The 21,064-nt window shown below is 56.1% G+C and carries 13 protein-coding genes and 1 pseudogene; 7 read left to right on the plus strand and 7 right to left on the minus strand.

What is annotated here, in order from left to right:
* The first annotated feature begins 58 nt into the window (after positions 1-58).
* Positions 59-790 carry a hypothetical protein gene (locus tag WFL93_RS07075; protein ID WP_336777657.1) on the plus strand — a complete coding sequence of 244 codons (732 nt, stop codon included), beginning with the start codon at positions 59-61 and terminating at the stop codon, positions 788-790.
* On the opposite strand, the pseudogene WFL93_RS07080 reads toward WFL93_RS07075, so the two are convergent.
* Positions 779-1,782, minus strand: a pseudogene (locus WFL93_RS07080) (helix-turn-helix domain-containing protein). The gene WFL93_RS07075 and the pseudogene WFL93_RS07080 overlap by 12 nt on opposite strands.
* A gap of 116 nt (positions 1,783-1,898) precedes the next feature.
* Here WFL93_RS07080 and WFL93_RS07085 point away from each other — a divergent pair.
* Entirely contained in the window at positions 1,899-3,392 is a 1,494-nt protein-coding gene (locus tag WFL93_RS07085) for an MFS transporter (protein ID WP_336777658.1), read from the plus strand.
* On the opposite strand, the gene WFL93_RS07090 is transcribed toward WFL93_RS07085, so the two are convergent.
* From WFL93_RS07090 to malT, 3 genes are all read right to left on the minus strand, one after another.
* Positions 3,393-3,947 (minus strand): pyridoxamine 5'-phosphate oxidase family protein, encoded by a 555-nt coding sequence (locus tag WFL93_RS07090; protein ID WP_336777659.1) that lies wholly within the window; start codon positions 3,945-3,947, stop codon positions 3,393-3,395. It abuts the gene before it with no gap.
* 66 nt (positions 3,948-4,013) lie between these two features.
* Positions 4,014-4,466, minus strand: coding sequence for a GNAT family N-acetyltransferase (locus WFL93_RS07095; RefSeq protein WP_336777660.1), 453 nt, complete (start codon positions 4,464-4,466; stop codon positions 4,014-4,016).
* 152 nt (positions 4,467-4,618) lie between these two features.
* Positions 4,619-7,321, minus strand: coding sequence for an HTH-type transcriptional regulator MalT (gene malT / locus WFL93_RS07100; RefSeq protein ID WP_336777661.1), 2,703 nt, complete (start codon positions 7,319-7,321; stop codon positions 4,619-4,621).
* Positions 7,322-7,599: 278 nt separating this feature from the next.
* On the opposite strand from malT, the gene malP reads away from it, so the two are divergent.
* Both malP and malQ read left to right on the plus strand, forming a co-directional pair.
* Entirely contained in the window at positions 7,600-9,993 is a 2,394-nt protein-coding gene (gene malP / locus WFL93_RS07105; protein WP_336777662.1) for a maltodextrin phosphorylase, read from the plus strand.
* A complete protein-coding gene (gene malQ, locus WFL93_RS07110; RefSeq protein WP_442955882.1) occupies positions 9,990-12,044 on the plus strand; it encodes a 4-alpha-glucanotransferase in 2,055 nt (684 codons plus the stop codon). The genes malP and malQ overlap by 4 nt, the downstream gene beginning before the upstream one ends.
* 258 nt (positions 12,045-12,302) lie before the next feature.
* Here malQ and malM read toward each other — a convergent pair whose 3' ends face one another.
* The 3 genes from malM to malK form a co-directional block, all read right to left on the minus strand.
* Positions 12,303-13,226, minus strand: coding sequence for a maltose operon protein MalM (gene malM / locus WFL93_RS07115; protein WP_336777664.1), 924 nt, complete (start codon positions 13,224-13,226; stop codon positions 12,303-12,305).
* A gap of 97 nt (positions 13,227-13,323) precedes the next feature.
* Positions 13,324-14,625: a maltoporin gene (locus WFL93_RS07120; RefSeq protein WP_049853262.1), complete on the minus strand. Its 1,302-nt coding sequence runs from the start codon at positions 14,623-14,625 to the stop codon at positions 13,324-13,326.
* A 41-nt stretch (positions 14,626-14,666) separates the two neighbouring features.
* A complete protein-coding gene (gene malK / locus WFL93_RS07125) occupies positions 14,667-15,776 on the minus strand; it encodes a maltose/maltodextrin ABC transporter ATP-binding protein MalK (RefSeq protein WP_336777665.1) in 1,110 nt (369 codons plus the stop codon).
* A gap of 363 nt (positions 15,777-16,139) precedes the next feature.
* Between malK and malE the strand changes: the two genes are divergently transcribed.
* The 3 genes from malE to malG are packed head-to-tail and all read left to right on the plus strand — an operon-like array spanning position 16,140 to position 19,811.
* Complete coding sequence (gene malE / locus WFL93_RS07130; protein WP_336777666.1) at positions 16,140-17,330, plus strand: maltose/maltodextrin ABC transporter substrate-binding protein MalE; 1,191 nt, start codon at positions 16,140-16,142, stop codon at positions 17,328-17,330.
* Positions 17,331-17,390: 60 nt separating this feature from the next.
* On the plus strand, positions 17,391-18,911 hold the full coding sequence (gene malF / locus WFL93_RS07135; protein WP_336777667.1) for a maltose ABC transporter permease MalF: 1,521 nt from the start codon (positions 17,391-17,393) through the stop codon (positions 18,909-18,911).
* A 9-nt stretch (positions 18,912-18,920) separates the two neighbouring features.
* Positions 18,921-19,811, plus strand: a complete 891-nt coding sequence (gene malG / locus WFL93_RS07140; protein WP_007885946.1) for a maltose ABC transporter permease MalG — start codon at positions 18,921-18,923, stop codon at positions 19,809-19,811.
* Positions 19,812-21,064 lie beyond the last annotated feature (1,253 nt).

Genomic DNA, 21,064 nt, shown 5'->3' on the forward strand with positions numbered 1-21,064 from the left:
CTCTCACCCATGCCGATGCTGCCACATATCTAGGATTAACCACTTTATGGATTAAAAAATGCCACGCCAGCTCACCCTCCCTCTGCTTACCCTGATTTCACTGCTGTCCGGTTGTGCCAACGATAAGCCCCTGCCGCCCACCTCAAAAGTGGTGCAGACTCAGAAGGTTATCTCCGCTAACCAATCACAGATAGATGTTGAGGGCGTGCAGATGCTCGAAACGGACTTTAGTCGCCCATCGGACACCCAGTTGCGTTACGTCACGCAAGGCGATACGTCAAAAGTCGCGGCGCTTAAAACCCTGCAATTTGTTTCGATGATGTTTGCCGGTGGCGGCAACGTGCCGGGTTTCACCAAGGATGAACTTAAAGGCACTGAAGTTGCCGGCTTTATGAACCCTTCACTGCCCTATTTAATGCCGCGCATCACAGAGATACTTAAAACCGAGCTGGATAAACATCCCAGCAAGAAATATGACAGTGCGGTAACCATTACGCCCATCACCTGGAAACTGGTTTATAAAAATCTGGCGGGTGGCGATGATAATTATCAGCTGCTGTTTAGCACTATTATTCATCGTTCGGGCAAGGGCGTCGCGAATTCCTCTCTCTCGCAGGACGTTAATTGTGGGGATGATGTGAATGTACAGGAGTATACGCTGCAGCAATGGCAGGCCAATAGCTACGCCAAAGTCACCGAAGAAACGCAGAAAATGCTGGAGAGCTGCGTAGTGAAATTCTCCGGTGCCGCGCGACTATTCCTGTTTGATGCCACCACGCTAACCCAATAACGCACGTTGGCTGAATGCCTTGCGCCAGCGGGTCGGCGTGGTATTCAGCCGTTGTCTGAAGTGATGTCTTAAGGTCTCCGGTGAGCCAAAACCGGCCAACTCGGCGACCTGATCGATGCTCAGCTTGCCGTTTTCCAGCAAGCCGCAGGCTTTCTCCAGCCGCACGCTCAGCATCCATTCGCCGGGCGTGGTGCCGGTCGCGTCATGAAAACGGCGCATAAAGGTGCGACGGCTCATGCCGGCTTGGCTGGCAAGCTGGTCAATCACCAGCGGCGTATTGAGATGATTGCGCAGATCGTCGAGCAGCGGAGCGAGACTTATGGCTCGTCGTTGTGGCACCGGCTGCTGAATCAGCTGCGCCTGATTACCTTCGCGCAGCGGCGGCGTTACCATGCGGCGCGCGGTTCGGTTGGCAACGTCAATACCGTAATCCCGACGGATCAAATGTAGACACAAATCAACGCCCGCCGCGCCACCCGCCGAGGTGATCACGCTGCCTTCATCAACATAAATCATGCCATGCTCAACCTGCACGTCTGGAAAGCGTTGCGCCAGAATGTCGGTGCTGGCCAGTGTGCGGTCGCGCGTTTTCCGTTGAGTAATCCCGCCGCACCGAGCACAAAACTTCCCGCGCAGATCGAGACAATTCGCGTGCCGTTGCGGTGCGCTTTTTGCAGCGCCGCGATAAGTGCTTCCGAGGCCGGTTCATGTACGCTGCGCCAGCCGGGAATCACGATGGTGCCGGCATCCTCCAGCAGTTCTAGCCCGCCATCAACCACTAAACGCACGCCACCCTGCGCGGCAAAAATCCCCTCTTCAACCGATGCCACAGACAATTCATACAGCGGTGCGCCGAACACTTCATCTGTGCGACCAAACGCTTCAACAGCAATGCCGAACTCAAACGTACACAGGCATTCATAGGCCAGCAGCACCAGGCGACGATTTTTCGGTGCAGCATGTCTGACATCAAGCGGAGCGGTGATATGCATAACGGGATTACCTGTAATTTGGCACGATCTTGACGATATATGGCATGCGCACAGATTTCCACTGCCGCCGCAATCTTTCATGCTGGCACTCTCTTAACGTTTCACAGGGATTGACTATGAAGAACATGTTGGCGCTGATGGCGGTTTGTTTGGCCGCGTTGATGTCAGGGCTGGAGATCTCCAGCGTACCGGTGATTTTGCCCGTGCTGGAAAAGCAGATGCACGCCAGTTTCCGCGAGCTGCAGTGGATCATGAACGCCTACACGCTGGCCTGCACCGCGGTGTTAATGGCCACCGGCACGCTGGCGGATACTTATGGACGTAAGCGCATCTTCATTATCAGCATTATCGCTTTCGGGCTAACTTCGGTGATGTGCGGGCTGGCGCAAAGCCCGCTGTGGCTGATTGTCGCGCGCTTACTACAAGGGCTAAGCGGTGGCGCGATGTTAACCTGCCTGATTGCCATTCTGTCGTTCCAGTTCCCACAGGGAAAAGCGCGCAGCCGTGCTTTCGCCGCGTGGGGAATCACCTTTGGTTTTGGCCTGGGCTTCGGGCCGATCATCGGCGGTATGCTGGTGGCGTGGTTTAGCTGGCAGTGGGTATTTCTGGTACACGGTTTTATCGCGTTGCTCACGCTATTGCTGGCAATGAAAAACGTGGTGGAATCGCGTGATAGCGAAGCAAAAAAACTCGATCTTAGCGGACTGATCACCTTATCGCTCACCGTGGTTGGGGCAACGTATCTCATCACTCAGGGCGGCAGCCTCGGCTGGCGCAGTCTGAGCGCACAGCTTATTTTGCTGATCACCCTGCTCAGCGCGCTGTTATTTGTCTGGATTGAACGACATCATCCTCATCCGATGTTTGATTTCTCGGTGTTCCGCATTCGCGCCTTTTCCGGTGCGCTGATGGGCTCGATAGGTATGAACTTCAGCTTCTGGCCGCTAATGATCTATCTGCCGGTCTATTATCAGAGCGGCTTAGGCTACAGCAGCATGGCCACTGGCCTGGCGCTGCTGGCCTACACGTTGCCAACCTTATTGATGCCGCCGCTGGGAGAGAAGCTAGTGGTTCGCTTTGGTGCGGCACGCATGATCCCGCTGGGTTTATTTACTCTTGGTGCGGGTTTTATGCTGATGAAATTTGCTGTATCACAGCAAATGAGTTTATTGCCGGGCGCGCTACTTTCAGGCATTGCGCTCGGGCTGACCAATACGCCGGTGACCAACACCACCACCGCTTCAGTGCCGGGCAATCGCGTGGGCATGGCGTCGGGAATCGATATCAGCGCGCGACTGATCACCCTGTCAATCAACATCGCGCTGATGGGCAGCCTGCTGGTGGCAGGCGTAGCGGCGAGTCTGCAACGCATCATGCCCGCCATCAATGATGCCCAGGTTGTGGCCGAGCGCATTGCGGGTGGTGGCGAGGTTGCGCTGACCGGCAATGTTGCTGCGCGGGTGCTGGCAGACGGATTTTCCGGCGTGCTGTTATACGGCGCCGTAGGCGTGTGGGGATTGGCGCTGGCGAGTTATCTGCTGTTCAACATCAAGTCTAAGCGTGCGATTGCGCGCACGGATGAGATGAACAAGAAACAGTGCGCGCCTTAGTTAAGGATTGATCCACTGAGCGCTGGCAAGGCTCCCCGAGGCGCTATAACGCAACAAAGCTCTTTGATTGTTTTCCCTGGCAAGCCTGCACCAATCCAGCAGGCTAGCCTGAAACAGCAATACACCGAAATTGCCCTTGCCGCCGCCAGCAGCGTTGCGTTCGTTATCAACATCGCTGCCCGGCGTGGGGCCGGCATAGGTTTGCTGCGTCCAGGGAGATAAACGCTGCCATACCGCCTCAGCCCGTTCACTCTCCGCGCCATGCAGCGTAATCGTCCCCTGCAAGCGCAGCTGAGTTTTGTTGCAATACCCTAAAACCGTTACCTGCGGATTAAGTGCCAGCGCCTGCCATTTGGGGCTGCGCATATCGGTGTGAAACTCCAGCGTACGCGTGAGGCAATCAACCCGGCGCAGCACCAGCGTTCTGGCCTGTGGCTGGCCCAGCGCATCGACAGAGGCGAGGGTTAAAAAGTGAAAACCCGCATCGGCCGCATGCGCCCCGCTTGCCAGTTTATTCCAGCAATCCCGATCAAGCTCTTCTGGAAGCAGTGACATCAGCGTTTCCCATTAAATTATCTGTTTCGTACCAGGTCAGTTTCGTCTTCTCTCAGCGTTAACCGTCTACAGCTTCTTACTAAAACAGATGGATTCTTTTCTGCCGCAATAAGGCCCATAATTTTCGGTCTGCGCGTAATCATAGCGCCGATAGAACGCAACCGCCCGTTGATTAACGACACGCGTCGAAAGGCGGATTTCACTGTATCCCATACTTTTAGCGCGGCTTTCCAGATAGGCCAGCAACGCTGCGCCCACACCGGGTACGCTTCGGTCGGAGTACATGCGTTTAACTTCGGCCACGTTTGTGGATAGCGGCCTTAGCGCTGCGCAACCGACGGCGTTGCCCGCGTCATCTCTGGCCAGCAGCCACAGCGATCGCTCACGGGTTATCTCCTCAGCGTTGAAGTGACTTTTCCCGTTATCACCGGTAATCACCGCAAGTTCTGCAGACAACTTCTCCACCAGCGCCTGGGATTCAGACGAAAACGGATCGGCTTGTGTGATGGCAATCTTCATGACGACAATATGATTTCCTGATTCAATGATGAAAACATACCCAAGGATAGTGAATGATGAGGCCCAGCAGATGTTATGGTTGAAAACCATCAAGATGTGATGGGCTAATGCACCCGTAAAATTCCCTTATTCAGGCGCTAGCAGATGTTCTTCTACACATATCCCATCATCCGCAGCATTGACTGCGCCTGATTCATCGCCTCTGCGCGGTGCGTCACGCCCAGTTTCTGATACAAATTACGGATATGAGTTTTGATGGTGGTCGCGGCGACGTCCAGCTCGCCGGCAATTTGGTCATTACTGTAGCCAGAGTAGATCAACCCCAAAACCTGCCATTCGCGCTGGGTGAGCGGGCTGGTGCGGATCAGCTCGGGCACGTCAGGATGATTGAGCAGGCGACTGACAAAGCCTTCGTCGAAATGGGCAAACTTATGGCGATGATATTTATTGATCTCGCTAAGGATCCTGCGGGCGCGATGATTATCCAGTTCATCCAGGGTATTCAACTGGATAAGCTGGCGCAGCTGCTGCGCCATGGCTTCGCCTTCAATCACGAAATGGCTGACGAAGCCGGTGCTGCGCGCCAGTTTCAGCGCTTCAATCAGAGCCTGCTGCGCTTCGGCTTTACGATCGGTTTGCCAATAGATCTGATTTAATAACAGCAGATTGCGGTTCATATCGCTCATCAGATGTAGCGCACGGGCATTGTCGTTCAGCTCATCCAGCACCACTTCCGCCTGACTCATATTGCCCAGCAATATTTGCGCCCGCGCCACGTTGCGCCACTGACCTTGCAAGAAATGATTATTGGCAAATTCAGGTTTCGCCGTCTGACGCATCCAGCTGCTGGCACTTTGGCTATCGCCGGTCATCTGCCAAAAAATTACTCTGACTTTATCGGCATTAGCGATCCAGTCACTGTGCAAGCTGCCGTTATTCAGCAGGTTCTCAAGGCGACTGAGATGGCTGCGGGCGTTATCAAGATTGCCGCGCGCCAGCGAGCACTGCACCAGCAACCCCAGACACTGAATCTGCTGCTGTGGTTGATACCCTTTCAGTACTTTAATCCCGTCGCGCGCGGCCTGTTCGGCTTCATCCAGCCGGCCCCACGCCCACAACAGCTGCGCACGGATGCGCAGCAGAAATTCATGCATCGGGAACTGCGCCAGATGCTGCTCATTAACCAGCACAAACGCCCGCTCCTGCATTTCATAGGCGGACTGCAAAAAACCCTGCGCAAACAGAATTTCACTTTGCTGAATCAGGCTCCACAGCGCGTAGTTCCAGGCCTCTTCGCGACGCGCCATCTGTTCCGTCTGCCGCATCAGCTTGAGCGAACTGCTCAGTTCACCTTTGCAATGCATCACTTCACCTAAGACCGACGTGGCAACAATGCAGCTGTAAGGGCGACTTTTGGGCAGCACATCAAGCGCCAGCAAAGCCAGCCGTTCCGCTTCCTCGGCGTTGCCATCGTTCATCGACACCTGCGCCAGCAGCGCATTGAATTCGCCACGCAGCACCTCATCAATCTCGTTGGGGCATGACTGCTCAAAGCGCGTCAGCAGCGTATTCACTTCGGAAAAGCGATGCTGACTTTGCATCAGCCACGCCTGCAGCAGCAGCAGCTTGGGGTTTTCCCGCAGGATCTTCCACGGCAGGGCTGTTAGCGAATTTTCTAACAGCGTGAGTTCGCTCTGATTAAACAGCGTCCAGGCGTACTGCAGCAGTACATCGCGAAGCATCAGCGCATCGCCGGCGGCCAGCGCATGGTGAATCGCTTCTCCGGGAAAACCCAGCTTCATCCAGCTCTCAGCCGCAGCGCGATGCAGATCCGGCAGTTCAGCGGCGAGTTCCCACTGGCAGCGCTGGCGCAAAAAGTTGCCGAACAGCGGATGATAGCTAAACCACTCGCCGGAGTTATCCATGCGCTGTAAAAACAGCCCCTGACGTTCAATCTCTTCCAGCCGCATCTGGCCTTGCTCTTCGCCGGTCACGCAGGCGATCAGCGTATCGTTCATGGATCGCAGCAGCGCGCTTTTCAGCAAAAACTGGCGCGTAGCGCTATCCACGTTGTTCAGCACTTCTTCAACCAGATAATCTGCCAGATGACTGGCGTTGATGCCGGACAGGCGGCGCGCGGAGTCCTGCGCTGAACTGGCGCCCTGGCGGGTGGAGAGCGCGATCAGCTGCAATGCCGTTGCCCAGCCCGCCACATCGTCACACAAACGGCCGCTCTCTTCCGATTCCAGCGGCGTAGTCAGGCGACAATCGAAAAATTGTTTCGCCTCTTGGTGGGTAAACGCCAGCTGCTGGCTGCCGAGTTCAATCAGCTGTTCACGCACGCGCAGGTTAGCAATGCCGAGTTGTGGCAAGTTACGCGACAGCAAAATCAGCGTGACGTTTTCCGGCTGATTGCGCAAAAAGAAGCGCATGGCGTCATGAATAGCGGGATTGGTGATGTGATGGTAATCATCGATGATTAACCAGATCGGCTGCTGCCACGCCGCCAGCTCACTGAACAGCTGGGCAAACAGCGCATTGAGGTTGATATATTGCCGCTTCTGCGCCAGCGCTTCGCTGCGCGCGCAGCCGCCAAGCGTTGCCTGCTGCAGCGCCGCAATCAGGTAATCAACGAAGCGTTCCGGCTGATTGTCGCCCTCATCCAGTGAATACCAACCCAGATGCGGTTTTTCCGCCGCCCATTGGGAGATCAGGGTGGTTTTGCCATAACCCGCCGGACTGGTCACCAGCACCAGACGATAATTCCCTGCGGCACTCAGTTTCTGGATCAAACGCTCACGCGTGACCGTGCTTTCAAGGCGGACAGGACGGCTGAGTTTTGCAGGTATTAACATCGGCGAACGCTTCTCCCTTAACGTGGCGCATCATTATTTTACGCTTCGTAATTAATAGTCACATACGTTCAGACATTCGTTTACCTAATGCAAGCGAACCCATTAAGCAAACTTAACAAAAGCGAGGGTTATCACATTCTTGTAGCGCTTTCAGATTTCCCTCAGCCTCTCCACCCCGATCATCCTCCCCCCTGAATTTTGTGCAGGAGGAGGAGCGCCCCATGCCCGTCGCGCAGAATGACCGCTACGCACCTCCGCCCTTACAGGACAACCCGGCTATGAAATTTGATCGCTCTCGTTTTACACAAGCGCTGACCCGACAGTGGCAGCGTTTTGGTCTGCATGACGCTAAAGAGATGACGCCTGACCAGTGGTGGCAAGCGCTGAGTGGCGCGCTGGCCGATATGCTGGCAGATAAGCCCGCGCCGCCTGCGGCGACCACACAGCGTCACGTTAACTACATCTCGATGGAGTTTTTGATTGGCAGGCTGACCGGCAACAATCTGCTCAACCTTGGCTGGTATGACGCGGTAAACGAGGCGCTGGCCGCATGGGATATTTCGCTGAGTGAGATTGAAGAGCGTGAGATCGATCCGGCGCTGGGTAATGGCGGGCTGGGTCGCCTCGCGGCCTGCTTCCTCGATTCGATGGCTACAGTGGGACAACCCGCTACCGGTTACGGACTCAACTATCAGTACGGCCTGTTTCGCCAGCATTTTGTCGATGGTGCACAGCAAGAGCTGCCTGATGACTGGCAGCGCGACTGCTATCCGTGGTTCAACCACAACGCGGCGCTCACGGTCGAGGTTAACCTGGGCGGCAAAGTCATGACGCAAAACGGTGTGCATCACTGGCAACCGGCGGTGCAAATCCGCGGTGAGGCCTGGGATCTGCCGGTGGTGGGTTACCAAAATGGGGTGACACAACCGCTGCGCCTGTGGCAAGCGAAACATGCTCAGCCTTTTGATCTGCAGCGTTTTAATAACGGCGATTTTTTGCGTGCTGAACAGCAAGGTATCGACGCAGAGAAACTCACCAAAGTGCTGTATCCCAACGACAATCATGACAACGGCAAAAAGCTGCGCCTGATGCAGCAATATTTTCAGTGTGCCTGTTCGCTGGCGGACATCCTGCGTCGTCATCATCGCGCCGGGCGCAGCATTGAATCCCTGCCCGATTATGAGGTGATTCAGCTCAACGACACGCATCCAACCCTGGCGATCCCGGAGCTGATGCGTCTGCTGCTGGATGAGCATCAAATCAGCTGGGAAAACGCGTGGCAGATTACGCAGCGCACTTTTGCCTACACCAACCACACCTTGATGCCTGAGGCGCTGGAATGCTGGGATGTGCGCATGGTGCGCGCCCTGCTGCCGCGCCATCTGATGATCATCAACACCCTGAACGCCCAGCTGAAAAAGCAGGTTGAGGCGCGCTGGCCGGGTGATGACGCCACCTGGGCGAAGCTGGCGCTGGTACACAACAACCAGCTGCGCATGGCTAATCTCTGCGTCACCAGCGGCTTTGCGGTCAACGGTGTGGCGGCGCTGCACTCGCAGCTGGTGGTGAAAGATCTGTTCCCGGAATATCACGCGCTGTGGCCAGCAAAGTTTCATAACGTCACCAACGGCATTACGCCGCGCCGCTGGATAAATCAGTGCAACCCGGCGCTGGCGGCATTGATCACTAAAACGCTCGATCGCCCGTGGCTGACCGATCTTGATCAGCTCAAAGGACTAGAAATTTACGCCGACCACGCGGCATTCCAGGCACAATACCGCGCGATTAAACAGCAAAACAAGCTGTCGCTGACGCGCTGGATCGCCGAACGCACCGGCATTACGGTCAATCCCGAGGCGCTGTTTGATGTACAAATCAAGCGTCTGCATGAGTACAAGCGTCAACATCTGGCGCTGCTGCATACCATTGCGCTATGGCAAACGCTGGTGAGCGATCCGCAGGCTAATCTGGCGCCGCGCGTGGTGCTGTTTGGTGCGAAAGCCGCGCCGGGTTATGTGCTGGCGAAAAATATTATCTACGCGATAAACAAAGTCGCAGCCACCATCAACAACGATCCGCGCATAGGCGATCGCTTTAAAGTGGTGTTTATTCCAGATTACAACGTATCGGTTGCCGAGCGACTGATTCCGGCAGCGGACTTATCCGAGCAAATTTCCACGGCGGGTAAAGAGGCATCAGGCACCGGCAACATGAAGCTGGCGCTCAACGGCGCCCTGACCATTGGCACGCTGGATGGCGCCAACGTAGAGATTGCCGAGCAGGTAGGCAGCGAAAATATCTTTATCTTTGGCCATACCGTGGACGAGGTCAGCGCGTTAAAAGTCGCGGGATACTCACCCGATGGGTGGCGCAAAAAAGATGCGCAGCTCGATCGCGCGCTCACAGCGTTAGAAGATGGCACCTTCAGCGACGGTGATGTCAGCGCCTTCGCGCCCCTGCTGCACAGCCTCAGCTCGGCAGGCGGCGATCCTTATCTGGTGCTGGCCGATTTCCGTCACTACCTGAATGCCCAGGCGCAGGCAGAAACCTTATGGGCCGACCAGGATGGCTGGACGCGCGCCGCGATTCTTAATACTGCGCGCTGCGGGATGTTCAGCGCCGATCGCGCAATTCGCGACTATCAGCAACGTATCTGGCAGGCCGCGCGATGAGTAGCACCATGACACCAACATTCAATCTCGCACCGGAAATTGCCACCGATTACATCGATGCGCATGGCCGTTTGCAGTCTGTCTCTCCAGTCACCCGCCAGCGTCTGCTGGCGGCGATGCACCCCGCCCTCCCAGCAGTATCGCCCTTGCCGCCGGTGCTGATCGTCCAGGGCGAGCAGGCTGAAATAGTGCTGCCCGCGCCTGGCGTCACCGCCGAATGGCAACTGGTCAGTGAACAGGGCGAGAGCTGGAATGGCAGCTGCACCGCCAGTCAGCCGATCCGTTTGCCCTCGCTGCCGTATGGTTATCACCAGCTCAGCGTTAACGCGCATCCGCAGCCGTTGCACTGCCGGATTATTGTCGCGCCTGCTCGTTGTTACGAGCCGCCCGCCATCGTTCAGGGCAACTCGCTGTGGGGCGCCTGCATTCAGCTCTATACCCTGCGCTCAGCGACTAACTGGGGGATCGGCGACTTCAGCGATTTACAGCAGATGCTGGCAGAGGTCGCGCAGCGCGGCGGCGCCTGTATTGGCCTCAACCCGCTGCACGCGCTGTTCCCGGCTACACCGGAAAGCGCCAGCCCCTATAGCCCCTCTTCACGTCGCTGGCTCAATATGCTGTATATCGATGTCGCCGCCGTGCAAGATTTTCAACACAGTGAGGAAGCGCAGCGCTGGTGGCACTCGCCGACTACGCAGCAGGCGTTACAGGCGGCGCGTGACGCTGAGTGGGTTGATTACTCTGCCGTTACCGCGCTGAAGCTGGCGGCACTGCGCCTCGCATGGCAGCACTTCAGAAAGCGCGCGGCGGACGACCAACAGGTGGTCGCTTTTGACACCTTTATGGCGCAAGGCGGGGAAAGTTTGCTGCATCAGGGCGTTTTCGACGCGCTGCACGCCGCGCAGATCGCCGAGGATGCGCAGCGCTACGACTGGACGACATGGCCTGCGGAATTACAGTCGCCAGACAGCGCGGCGGTGCGAGCATTTCGTATCGAGCACACCTATGAAGTGCGTTTCTATCTGTGGTTACAGTGGCTGGCCGCCGAACAATTCGCCGCGTGCTGGGCGGTTTGCCAGCATTATGCGATGCCGATTGGCTTATATCGCGATCTGGCGGTTGGCGTGGCGCAGGGCGGCGCGGAAACCTGGAGCGATCGCCAGCTGTACTGCTTGCAAGCCAGCGTGGGCGCACCGCCGGATATTCTCGGGCCGCTGGGCCAGAACTGGGGATTGCCGCCAATGGATCCGCAGGTGATGCAGGCGCGCGCCTACGAGCCGTGGATAGCGCTGCTGCGTGCCAACATGCACGACTGTGGCGCATTGCGTATCGATCACGTGATGGCGCTGCTGCGCCTGTGGTGGATTCCGCAGGGCGAAAGTGCCGCAGAAGGCGCCTACGTGCATTATCCCATCGACGATCTGCTCGCCATTTTGGCGCTGGAGAGCCAGCGTCACCAGTGCATGGTGATTGGTGAAGACTTGGGAACGGTGCCACAGGCGATCGTCGGCAAACTGCAGCAGGCGGGCGTCTACTCCTACAAAGTGCTCTACTTTGAACAGACGTCTAAAACGGCATTTCGCTCGCCATCGCACTGGCCACGTCAGGCCATGGCGGTGGCCACCACGCACGATATGCCGACGCTGCGCGGCTGGTGGCAAAGTGACGATCTACGCCTGGGCAGCGAGCTTGGGCTGTATCCCGATAAACAGATTCTGGCCGGCCTCAACAAGGCGCGTCTAGCCGCACGTCGCGCGCTGTTCAGCAGCCTGCAACGCAGCGGATGTCTGGCAGCACAGCGCGAGCCACAGGTGATGAATCGGGCGTTAAGTGAAGCGATGCAGCGCTATCTGGCTGACAGCCACAGCGCGCTGTTGGGCCTGCAGCCCGAGGATTGGCTGGATATGGCCGCCCCGGTGAATATTCCCGGCACCACCACGCACTACCCCAACTGGCGGCGCAAGCTCAGCGCCTCGCTGGAGGAGATGTTTGCTGACCCGCAGATTAACGCGTTGCTGGCAGATATCGATCGGCGGCGAAAGCAGGTTTGATTTTTGTATTGATTCGAGCCTCGGTCCGTGCTGGCTGTCGGTGCTGGCAGACCGTGCTGGCTGTCCCCCTCCTCGGTCCTCCCCCATAAATGGAGGAGGAAGATGCTGCTATATGTGAGTTCTGAAGCTGCATGTGGCAGCGTCTCCTTCCCCCGCAAGCGGGGGAAGGCCGGGATGGGGGACAGCCAGCACACACCAGGCAAAAAAAAGGTGCGCCGCAGCGCACCAGATGGAACAAATCAGCACTGTCGGGGTGCTTTACCCCTTGCCTTTAACACTGCTGACAAAAACTTTCCTCGCGGAGGTGGAGCCTAAACGCTCGGCCTCATCCAGCAGTTTCAACGCTTTATCAATGTTGCCCTGATCGACGGCCTGGCGGATGTTCTGATTAAAATAGCCTTCGGTATCGGTCATGATCGGCTCACGTTTGGCTTCAGGTGCAGCGGCTGCATGGTACACCGCAGGCGCCACCGGCTGGGTATTGCCGACCGTCACCGGCGCGGGGCCCGATGAACCAAACAGCGGCCCGACTAAAATCGACGAACCTGCGCTGGTTTTCACTTTGAGCTTAAGCGTGCCTGCGCGGCTGTGATGGGCAATGGGATCGGGAATATCCGGCACCGCATGGCCGGTGCCTTTGGCGTACGCCTTCGCCGGATCCATCAAGGTGGTGGTTTCAATCAGATCTTTCTCGGTGGTGAATACCAGCAGATAGATCTTTTGCTGTCCAAGTGCAGGCGTCAGCTTCATTACGCCTTCAAGACGATCGGCAGCCATCACGCCCGGTTGTTGATAGGTAAAAAAGCGCGCCGGAAACCAGGCCGCCGGGCGCATGTTCTCATCCAGTACCAGCACATTCGGCGCAAACACCTGATTCTGATGCACTTCGCTGCTCAGCGTAATGGTGAGTTCACCGATGTTTGCCGGCAGGCTGTAGGCCGCGACCGAACCCGTTACGCCCGTGGCGTTGAGGTTGGCGCCATTTTCCGCCAACGTGCTAACCTGGGTGCGCGACGTATCGACCGGCAACCAGCTTAACGTCTGCAGGCTGGCGGGCGGAATGGTGGGTGCAGCGGAGAGATCCTGTGGCACCAGATTCACCTCGGCGAAGGCCGGTAAACTCTGGCCAGCCAGCAGCGCCGCACTCAGGCACAGCGCAAAAACCGTTTTTTTCATTTTCATTGTGCTACCTCAAAAAGCTGTCAGGCAGCGGCGCGAACCAGGCAATGGCGCGCCGCGCCGAAAAGAGATGGTCTCAGTCAGGTCATCAGCGGGAGCTTTACCACCAAATCTCCATCTGCGCACCGAACGTCCACTCATCGTTGTTGCCACGGCTGTTGGTTAAGATGCCGTTGCCGCTGCTGTCGTTAGACGCAAATGAGGTCAAATCACCGGCGCTGTCTTTGCTATAGCCCCACTTCTCATCCCACTTGGCGTAAGTGGCGAACAAACGCAGTGCCGGGCGCGACCAGATGCTGTCGCCGGCCTGCCACTGCTGCGCCAGCGTCACTTTGTATTGGCCATTGCGCTCGCTAACCTGCTGTGACTTCACGTTGTCGTAGCCCACTTCCAGCAGGGTGCTCATGATCGGCGTCCATTTGTACATTGGGCGCACGCCCACGGTGTACCACTCGGTCCCGCGGTTGTTGTCGAGATCGGTATTCTGGTACATGGCGACATACATCAGATCCCAGCGATCGGCGAGATTGATCGCACCGTGATCGAGCACGCGGTACATGCTGCCGCTGTTATTGATATTGGTGCCCTGCGGCAACCCTTTGCCTTGCGAGGTCAACGCATCGGTGGCGTATTGCAGCACGAATTTGTTGTAGCCCTTCATCATGCTTTGAGTATGTTCTGCGGTGAACATCCAGCCATCTTTGGAGGCATTGTCCTCAAGGCGATAGCCGTCACGCGCATTGGCACGGCCATAATCTACGCCCAGTTCCAGCACGCCGTTCGGGTTGGTTTCAAGCCCGGCCAGGCGCACGTCAAACACGTCGTTCGCCGTGCTGGTGGCGTAGTCGCGGATCTGATCGCTGGAGAAAGTGTAAGAACCACCCGCTTCAGAGGAGCGCGTGGCGGCGAATGAGAGCTTACCGAAGCCGAGATCAACATCTTCAAGACCGGCACCTGGACCGGAGATATCCCAGTAGTAGAAGTCGATCATGTGCACGTCATGACGCTGATAGAAACGCTTACCGGCCCAGATGGTGGAGCCGGGCAGGGCTTCAATCAGGTTTTTACCTTTCACGTTGGCTTCACGAAATGCCGGAGAAGTCGCTTCCCAGTCATTTTGTTGAGAAACCGAATAGGCGACGTTGGTATCGAAATAGAAGCTTTTATCGCCCTCTTTCCACACTTCCTGGCCCAGTTTCAGTTCAGCGTAGGTTTCACACTCGTTGCCCAGACGGTATTTACTTTGAGCACCGGTGGCTTGAAAACATTGCTGTTCCCCGCCGCTGCCGGTCCAGCCGATGCCGGAACGGGCATAGCCGGTAAAATCGACTGCCATCGACGGGGCAGAGAGCGTACCCGCCGCGATAGCAACCGCGAGAGGGAGTTTGCGCAGAGTTAACATTTTCTATCTCCTGAGGTCATTGCTTTTATTGTTTTGCAGGGCTAAACACCGGGCTCCTGATGCAGCCTGCGACAGGCGCTGCCATCTTCACGGAAAAGATGGCAACGCTCTGGCGGCAGGCCGATACCCATCAGGGCGCCCTCTTCTACCAGCACGACGTCCTCCTGGCGGTACACCAGGCTTTGACGAATAGCGGGAATCTGGATGTGAATTTGCGTTTCGTGACCCAACTGCTCGACCACCGTCACCTCACCTTCAAGGGTGACATCGGCAATATCGCTGGAGAGCAGATGCTCGGGCCGGATACCTAACGACATGTTGCTGCCCACCTGCACGCCAGCGCTGTCGACCGGCAGCCACACCAGCTGGGTGTTGGGTAAGCGCACCTGAACCTGATCGATGGCGGTGGCGGTGACTTTTACGGGTAAGAAATTCATGCGTGGCGAGCCGATAAAACCGGCGACGAAACGATTGGCGGGATAGTGATAAAGCTCGAGCGGCTTGCCGACCTGCGCAACCTGTCCGCCATCCAGCACCACGATTTTATCGGCCAGCGTCATCGCTTCGGTTTGATCGTGGGTGACGTAAATCATGGTGCGCTTCAGGCGCTTATGCAGGCGCGAGATCTCAATCCGCATCTGCACCCGCAGTGCCGCATCGAGGTTGGAGAGCGGCTCATCCAATAAAAACACGCGCGGTTCCGCCACCAGCGTACGGCCAATCGCCACGCGCTGGCGCTGGCCACCGGAAAGCGCTTTAGGACGCCGCTCCAGCAGATGCGCCAGCTGCAGCACTTCCGCCACCTGGTTGACCCGCTGCTGGATCTCCGCTTTACGCGTACCGGCCAGCTTCAGGCCAAATGACATGTTCTCTGCCACCGAAAGATGGGGATACAGCGCGTAGGACTGAAACACCATGCCGATACCGCGCTCAGCCGGCGGCACCTCATTCATGCGTTGGTCACCGATAAATAGATCGCCGCTGGTGATGGTTTCCAGACCGGCAATCATGCGCAGCAGCGTCGATTTTCCGCAGCCCGACGGCCCGACAAACACCACAAACTCGCCTTCCGCGATCTCCAGGCTGATGTTTTTCGACACCTCGGTTTCGCCCCAGACCTTAGAGACACTGCGCAACGTAACGCTCGACATGATGTTTTCCTCTCAGCTCACTCATCCTTGTCCGCAAGTCGGCGGACAGACCCCGGCGACAACTATGGGCAAGGTTATTGGGGCCGACATCCTCCACCGCAGCGCATCTGTGTGGGGGAGGAGACGGGAGGAGGAGAACGCCAGGGCAAGCACGGCGCAACGCCGCCGCCGCGGGTTTTTGTGATCGATAACGCAGAGATGAGCGGCGATTCTGTGCGCCAGTCCGTGATAACCCGCTTGTTTTGCAACACAGATCACATCAGATGTACCGCAGGCGTAGAGCCGGGGAGGATGAGAAGCCGCAGCAGAGGCTCACAATGTGGCGGGTAAAACGATTTCCGTTTCCGCTAACAGGATGGAGTTATGACAATGAAAACCGGTGCACGCACGCTTGCCCTTTCCGCCCTGACGGCCGTGCTGTTTTCAGCTTCCGCCGTTGCCAAAATTGAAGAAGGAAAGCTGGTCATCTGGATCAACGGCGATAAGGGCTATAACGGCCTGGCTGAAGTGGGTAAAAAGTTTGAGCAGGAGACCGGCATTAAGGTGACGGTGGAGCATCCGGACAAAATGGAAGAGAAGTATCCGCAGGTTGCCGCCACCGGCGACGGACCGGACATCATCTTCTGGGCGCACGACCGTTTTGGCGGTTACGCGCAGTCCGGCCTGTTGGCGGAGATCTCACCGGATGCCAATTTCCAGCAGAAGATTCTCCCCTTCACCTGGGACGCGGTGCGCTTCAACGGCAAGCTGATCGGTTATCCGATTTCAGTTGAGTCTTTATCGCTGATTTACAACAAAGATCTGCTGCCTGAGCCGCCAAAAAGCTGGGAAGAGATCGCCGCGCTGGATAAGAAAATGCGCGCGCAAGGCAAGAGCGCCATGATGTTCAACCTGCAGGAGCCGTACTTCACCTGGCCGCTGCTGGCAGCGGGTGGCGCTTATGCGTTCAAACTTAACGATGGCCGCTACGATGTGAAAGATACCGGCGTCGATAATGCCGGTGCTAAAGCAGGCATGAGCTTCCTCGTCGATCAGGTGAAAGCCAAAACGCTGAATGCCGACACCGATTACTCCATCGCCGAAGCTGCCTTTAACAAGGGGCAAACCGCCATGACCATTAACGGCCCGTGGGCGTGGAGCAACATCGATAAGAGCAAAATAAATTACGGTGTCACGTTGTTGCCGACGCTCAACGGCAAACCGTCCAAAACCTTTGTCGGCGTGCTGAGTGCCGGGATCAATGCTGCTAGCCCGAATAAAGAGCTGGCGAAAGAGTTCCTGGAAAACTACCTGCTAACCGATAACGGTCTTGATGCCGTCAACAAAGACAAGCCGCTGGGCGCAGTGGCGCTGAAGTCTTTCCAGCAGACGCTGGAGAAGGATGAACGCATCGCCGCCACCATGAATAACGCGCGTAACGGCGACATCATGCCAAATATTCCGCAGATGGCCGCCTTCTGGTACGCCATGCGCACAGCAACGCTGAATGCGCTGAGCGGGCGTCAAAGCGTGGACGCGGCACTGAAAGATGCGCAGGCGCGTCTCAACAAGTAATCCTCTCTACCAGAGCCGGATCGCTCCGGCTCGTTACTGGCTGTTAAGGAAAACCGCATCATGTCAGGAAAACCGAAAACAGCACGCTACAGCGCCGTGCTGAAGGCTCTTTTTCTCGGTATCTGCTGTCTGCTGGTCGGCTATCTGCTCGTGCTGATGTATGCAAAAGGTGAATATCTGTTTGCGCTGGTGACGCTGATTATTAGCGCCGTCGGCATCTGGATTTATGCTAATCGTCGCGCTTACGCCTGGCGCTATGTCTATCCCGGGCTGGCGGGCATGGCGCTGTTCGTGCTGTTTCCCCTCGCTTGTACCGTGGCGATTGCCTTCACTAATTACAGCAGCACCAACCAGCTGACGCTGGAGCGGGCGCAACAGGTGTTGCTCAGTCGACAATATCAGGATGGCTCGGCGCTCAATTTCTCACTGTTTCCGGCAGGCGATCGTTGGCAGCTGGTACTGACAGAAGCCGCCAACGGGCAAACCTTCGTCTCACCTGCGTTTGCCTTTGGCGGCGCGCAACAGCTGAAACTGATCAGCGCCCCGCCGCCTGCCGGTGAACGTGCCACGCTGCGCATCGTCACCACTAATCGCCAGGCGCTGAACCAGATTCAGGCAGAACTGCCGGATGGTCGACGCGTGGTAATGAGCTCGCTGCGCCAGTTCTCCGGCACGCGTCCGCTGTTTGTGCTGCAACCTAACGGCGATCTGAAAAATCAGCAAAGCGGCGCGCTGTATCAGGCTAATCGTGACACCGGCTTCTATCAGAACGCCAGCGGTGAAGCGCTCAGCCCGGGTTTCACGGTGAATAGCGGCTGGAAAAACTTCATCCGCGTGTTTACCGATGAAGGGATTCAGAAGCCGTTTCTGGCCATCTTTGGCTGGACGCTACTGTTTTCGTTTGTGACGGTGATTCTCACCGTGGCGGTCGGCATGGTGCTGGCATGTCTGGTGCAGTGGGAAGCGCTGAAAGGCAAAGCGTTGTATCGCGTGATGCTGATTTTGCCTTACGCCGTGCCCGCGTTTATCTCGATACTGATTTTCAAAGGCTTGTTCAACCAGAGCTTCGGTGAAATCAACGTGATGTTGAAAGCGCTGTTCGGCTTCCAGCCCGCGTGGTTTAGCGATCCGACGCTGGCGCGCACCATGCTGGTGATCGTCAATACCTGGCTCGGTTATCCCTACATGTTGATTCTTTGCATGGGCTTGCTGAAAGCCATTCCGGACGATCTCTATGAGGCGTCGGCGATGGACGGTGCCGGGCCACTGCAGAACTTCTTCCTGATTACCCTGCCGCTGCTGTTAAAGCCGCTGATGCCGCTGATGATCGCCAGTTTTGCCTTTAACTTTAATAACTTTGTACTGGTGCAGTTGCTGACCAATGGCGGACCGGATCGTATCGGCACCACTACGCCAGCCGGCTACACCGATTTACTGGTGAATTACACCTGGCGTATTGCGTTTGAAGGCGGCGGCGGGCAGGACTTTGGCCTGGCGGCAGCCATCGCCACGCTGATCTTCCTGCTGGTGGGTGCGCTGGCGGTGATCAATCTGAAAGCCGTGCGGATGAAATTCGATTAAGGAGGCGATATGGCTATGGTGCAACCCAAGTCGCAAAAGCTGCGTCTGTTGATGACGCATCTGCTGCTGCTGATGTTTATTGCGGGAATTCTGTTTCCGCTGCTGATGGTATTCGCCATCTCACTGCGCGCCGGTAACTTCGCTACCGGCTCGCTGATACCGGAACAGATTTCCTGGGAACACTGGCAGTTAGCGTTAGGCTTCAGCGTAGAGCACGCCGATGGACGCGTCACGCCGCCACCGTTCCCTGTGCTGCTGTGGCTGTGGAACTCGGTGAAGATCGCCGCCATCAGCGCCGTCGGCATTGTGGCGCTCTCCACCACCTGCGCGTATGCCTTTGCGCGCATGCGCTTTGCTGGTCGCGCGACCTTGTTAAAAGGCATGCTGATTTTCCAGATGTTCCCCGCCGTGCTGTCGCTGGTGGCGCTCTATGCACTGTTTGATCGCCTTGGGCAATATCTGCCGTTTATCGGCCTCAACACCCATGGCGGTGTGATCTTTGCCTACCTTGGCGGCATTGCCCTGCACGTCTGGACCATTAAAGGCTATTTCGAAACCATCGATGGTTCGCTGGAAGAAGCCGCAGCACTGGATGGCGCCACGCCGTGGCAGGCATTCCGCCTGGTGTTGTTACCACTGTCGGTGCCGATTCTGGCGGTGGTGTTTATTCTGGCATTTATCGCCGCGGTCACCGAAGTGCCGGTTGCGTCATTGCTGTTGCGCGATGTGAACAGCTACACGCTGGCAGTCGGCATGCAGCAATATCTGAACCCGCAGAACTATCTGTGGGGCGACTTTGCCGCAGCGGCGGTGTTATCTGCGATTCCGATTACGCTGGTGTTCTTACTGGCACAACGCTGGCTAGTCAGCGGCCTCACGGCCGGTGGCGTGAAAGGCTAACCCGATTATTGCCCTCCTTCCTCAATGTTCACTGCAATTGAGGTTTTTGGCGGCCTGAGGGCCGCTTTTTTATTTCTTAACAACATTCATTGCATTTGATTTTAATAATGCCGCCTGCGTCAAATGCAACTTATAAAAACCACATAATGGGGTTGGAAATAAAAAGCATTAGTTAAAGCCAGTTTCATTATTTCAACTGTATTTAAAAAAATATCCATAAGCATTCTACAGCACGTTCTGATGCCATTACTAATGCCATTAATATGCTAAATCTTTTCAAGAGTGGTCTCGTATCCGCCTTACTGATGAAATGCTATTTTGAACGTCTATATCTCCTGTATATCAGGGGAATAAAACCAATCAGGAATTTATATGCGCTTACTCCCCCTAGCATTATTATTTTTTTCACCATTATCGAACGCACTTTTGGTAAGTGATGCGGAAATTAAATTCGTTGAATATGCTCCAGATGGACGCGTTAGTCTCCGCCTTGATTTTAATATAGATTATCGCAATTTTGATAATCGAGTTGTTGAGGGTAATACACTGCGGTCTGTGTGCGCTCCGGATATTTATGTTAATGCTTCTGTATACTCACGCGGCGTATTCAGCCCGATATTATCCTCAACAAAGGTCACTGTTTCGCCCACGGGTAGCACCAATATCCCCATGCGAGAAGCTTTTGCTTCTGTTTCCCCTAGCACTCAGAGGCATCAAGTACGGATCCAAGGTTTAGTAGGGGGTGAGAAAATTAACGTGGTCGCTGGTTTAAGCCACTCTGGGGCTGGGTCGGCATGCTCAGGGGCGTACCGTGAAGAATTAACCTCAGTCGGTGGTGGGCCTATAATCGTTCCTCCACCTCCTCCTAGACCACATTGTGACATTAACTTGCAATCCAATATATCCCACGGCAATATTACGCTAACATCCGTGGGTGACTCACATACCTCTGATGGTGCAGTGCAGGTAACATGTAGTTCGACTACGGATGTAACAGTATCAACCGGATTAACTTCCAGCTTAAGAGTCAATGACACCCTCTCGACCGATATTTCCATTGATGGGCGACCTAATAGCGCGACCAAAACCGTCAATGGCAGCACGACTTTTCCTGTATCATCGCGTTTATATCGCACGACTGCCAGCAGCTGGGGTGGCTCATTTAATCAACCTGTGGTTCTCACCATCTCATGGCCATAATTCACACTGGCCAAAAAAACTTTTAACCACATCCTCCGCTCTCTGGGAATTAT

It is taken from the genome of Pantoea sp. USHLN256 (genome assembly GCF_037149875.1).
In the GTDB taxonomy this organism is placed as follows: Bacteria; Pseudomonadota; Gammaproteobacteria; order Enterobacterales; family Enterobacteriaceae; genus Pantoea; species Pantoea nemavictus.

Excerpts from the sequence above, each read along its gene's own strand:
- malK (WP_336777665.1), bottom strand. The coding sequence starts at position 15,776 with ATGTCGAGCGTTACGTTGCGCAGTGTCTCTAAGGTCTGGGGCGAAACC.
- malM (WP_336777664.1), bottom strand. The coding sequence starts at position 13,226 with ATGAAAATGAAAAAAACGGTTTTTGCGCTGTGCCTGAGTGCGGCGCTG.
- malG (WP_007885946.1), top strand. The coding sequence starts at position 18,921 with ATGGCTATGGTGCAACCCAAGTCGCAAAAGCTGCGTCTGTTGATGACG.
- malP (WP_336777662.1), top strand. The coding sequence starts at position 7,600 with ATGAAATTTGATCGCTCTCGTTTTACACAAGCGCTGACCCGACAGTGG.
- WFL93_RS07090 (WP_336777659.1), bottom strand. The coding sequence starts at position 3,947 with ATGTCACTGCTTCCAGAAGAGCTTGATCGGGATTGCTGGAATAAACTG.
- WFL93_RS07120 (WP_049853262.1), bottom strand. The coding sequence starts at position 14,625 with ATGTTAACTCTGCGCAAACTCCCTCTCGCGGTTGCTATCGCGGCGGGT.
- malT (WP_336777661.1), bottom strand. The coding sequence starts at position 7,321 with ATGTTAATACCTGCAAAACTCAGCCGTCCTGTCCGCCTTGAAAGCACG.
- malQ (WP_442955882.1), top strand. The coding sequence starts at position 9,990 with ATGAGTAGCACCATGACACCAACATTCAATCTCGCACCGGAAATTGCC.
- malE (WP_336777666.1), top strand. The coding sequence starts at position 16,140 with ATGACAATGAAAACCGGTGCACGCACGCTTGCCCTTTCCGCCCTGACG.
- WFL93_RS07075 (WP_336777657.1), top strand. The coding sequence starts at position 59 with ATGCCACGCCAGCTCACCCTCCCTCTGCTTACCCTGATTTCACTGCTG.
- WFL93_RS07085 (WP_336777658.1), top strand. The coding sequence starts at position 1,899 with ATGAAGAACATGTTGGCGCTGATGGCGGTTTGTTTGGCCGCGTTGATG.
- WFL93_RS07095 (WP_336777660.1), bottom strand. The coding sequence starts at position 4,466 with ATGAAGATTGCCATCACACAAGCCGATCCGTTTTCGTCTGAATCCCAG.
- malF (WP_336777667.1), top strand. The coding sequence starts at position 17,391 with ATGTCAGGAAAACCGAAAACAGCACGCTACAGCGCCGTGCTGAAGGCT.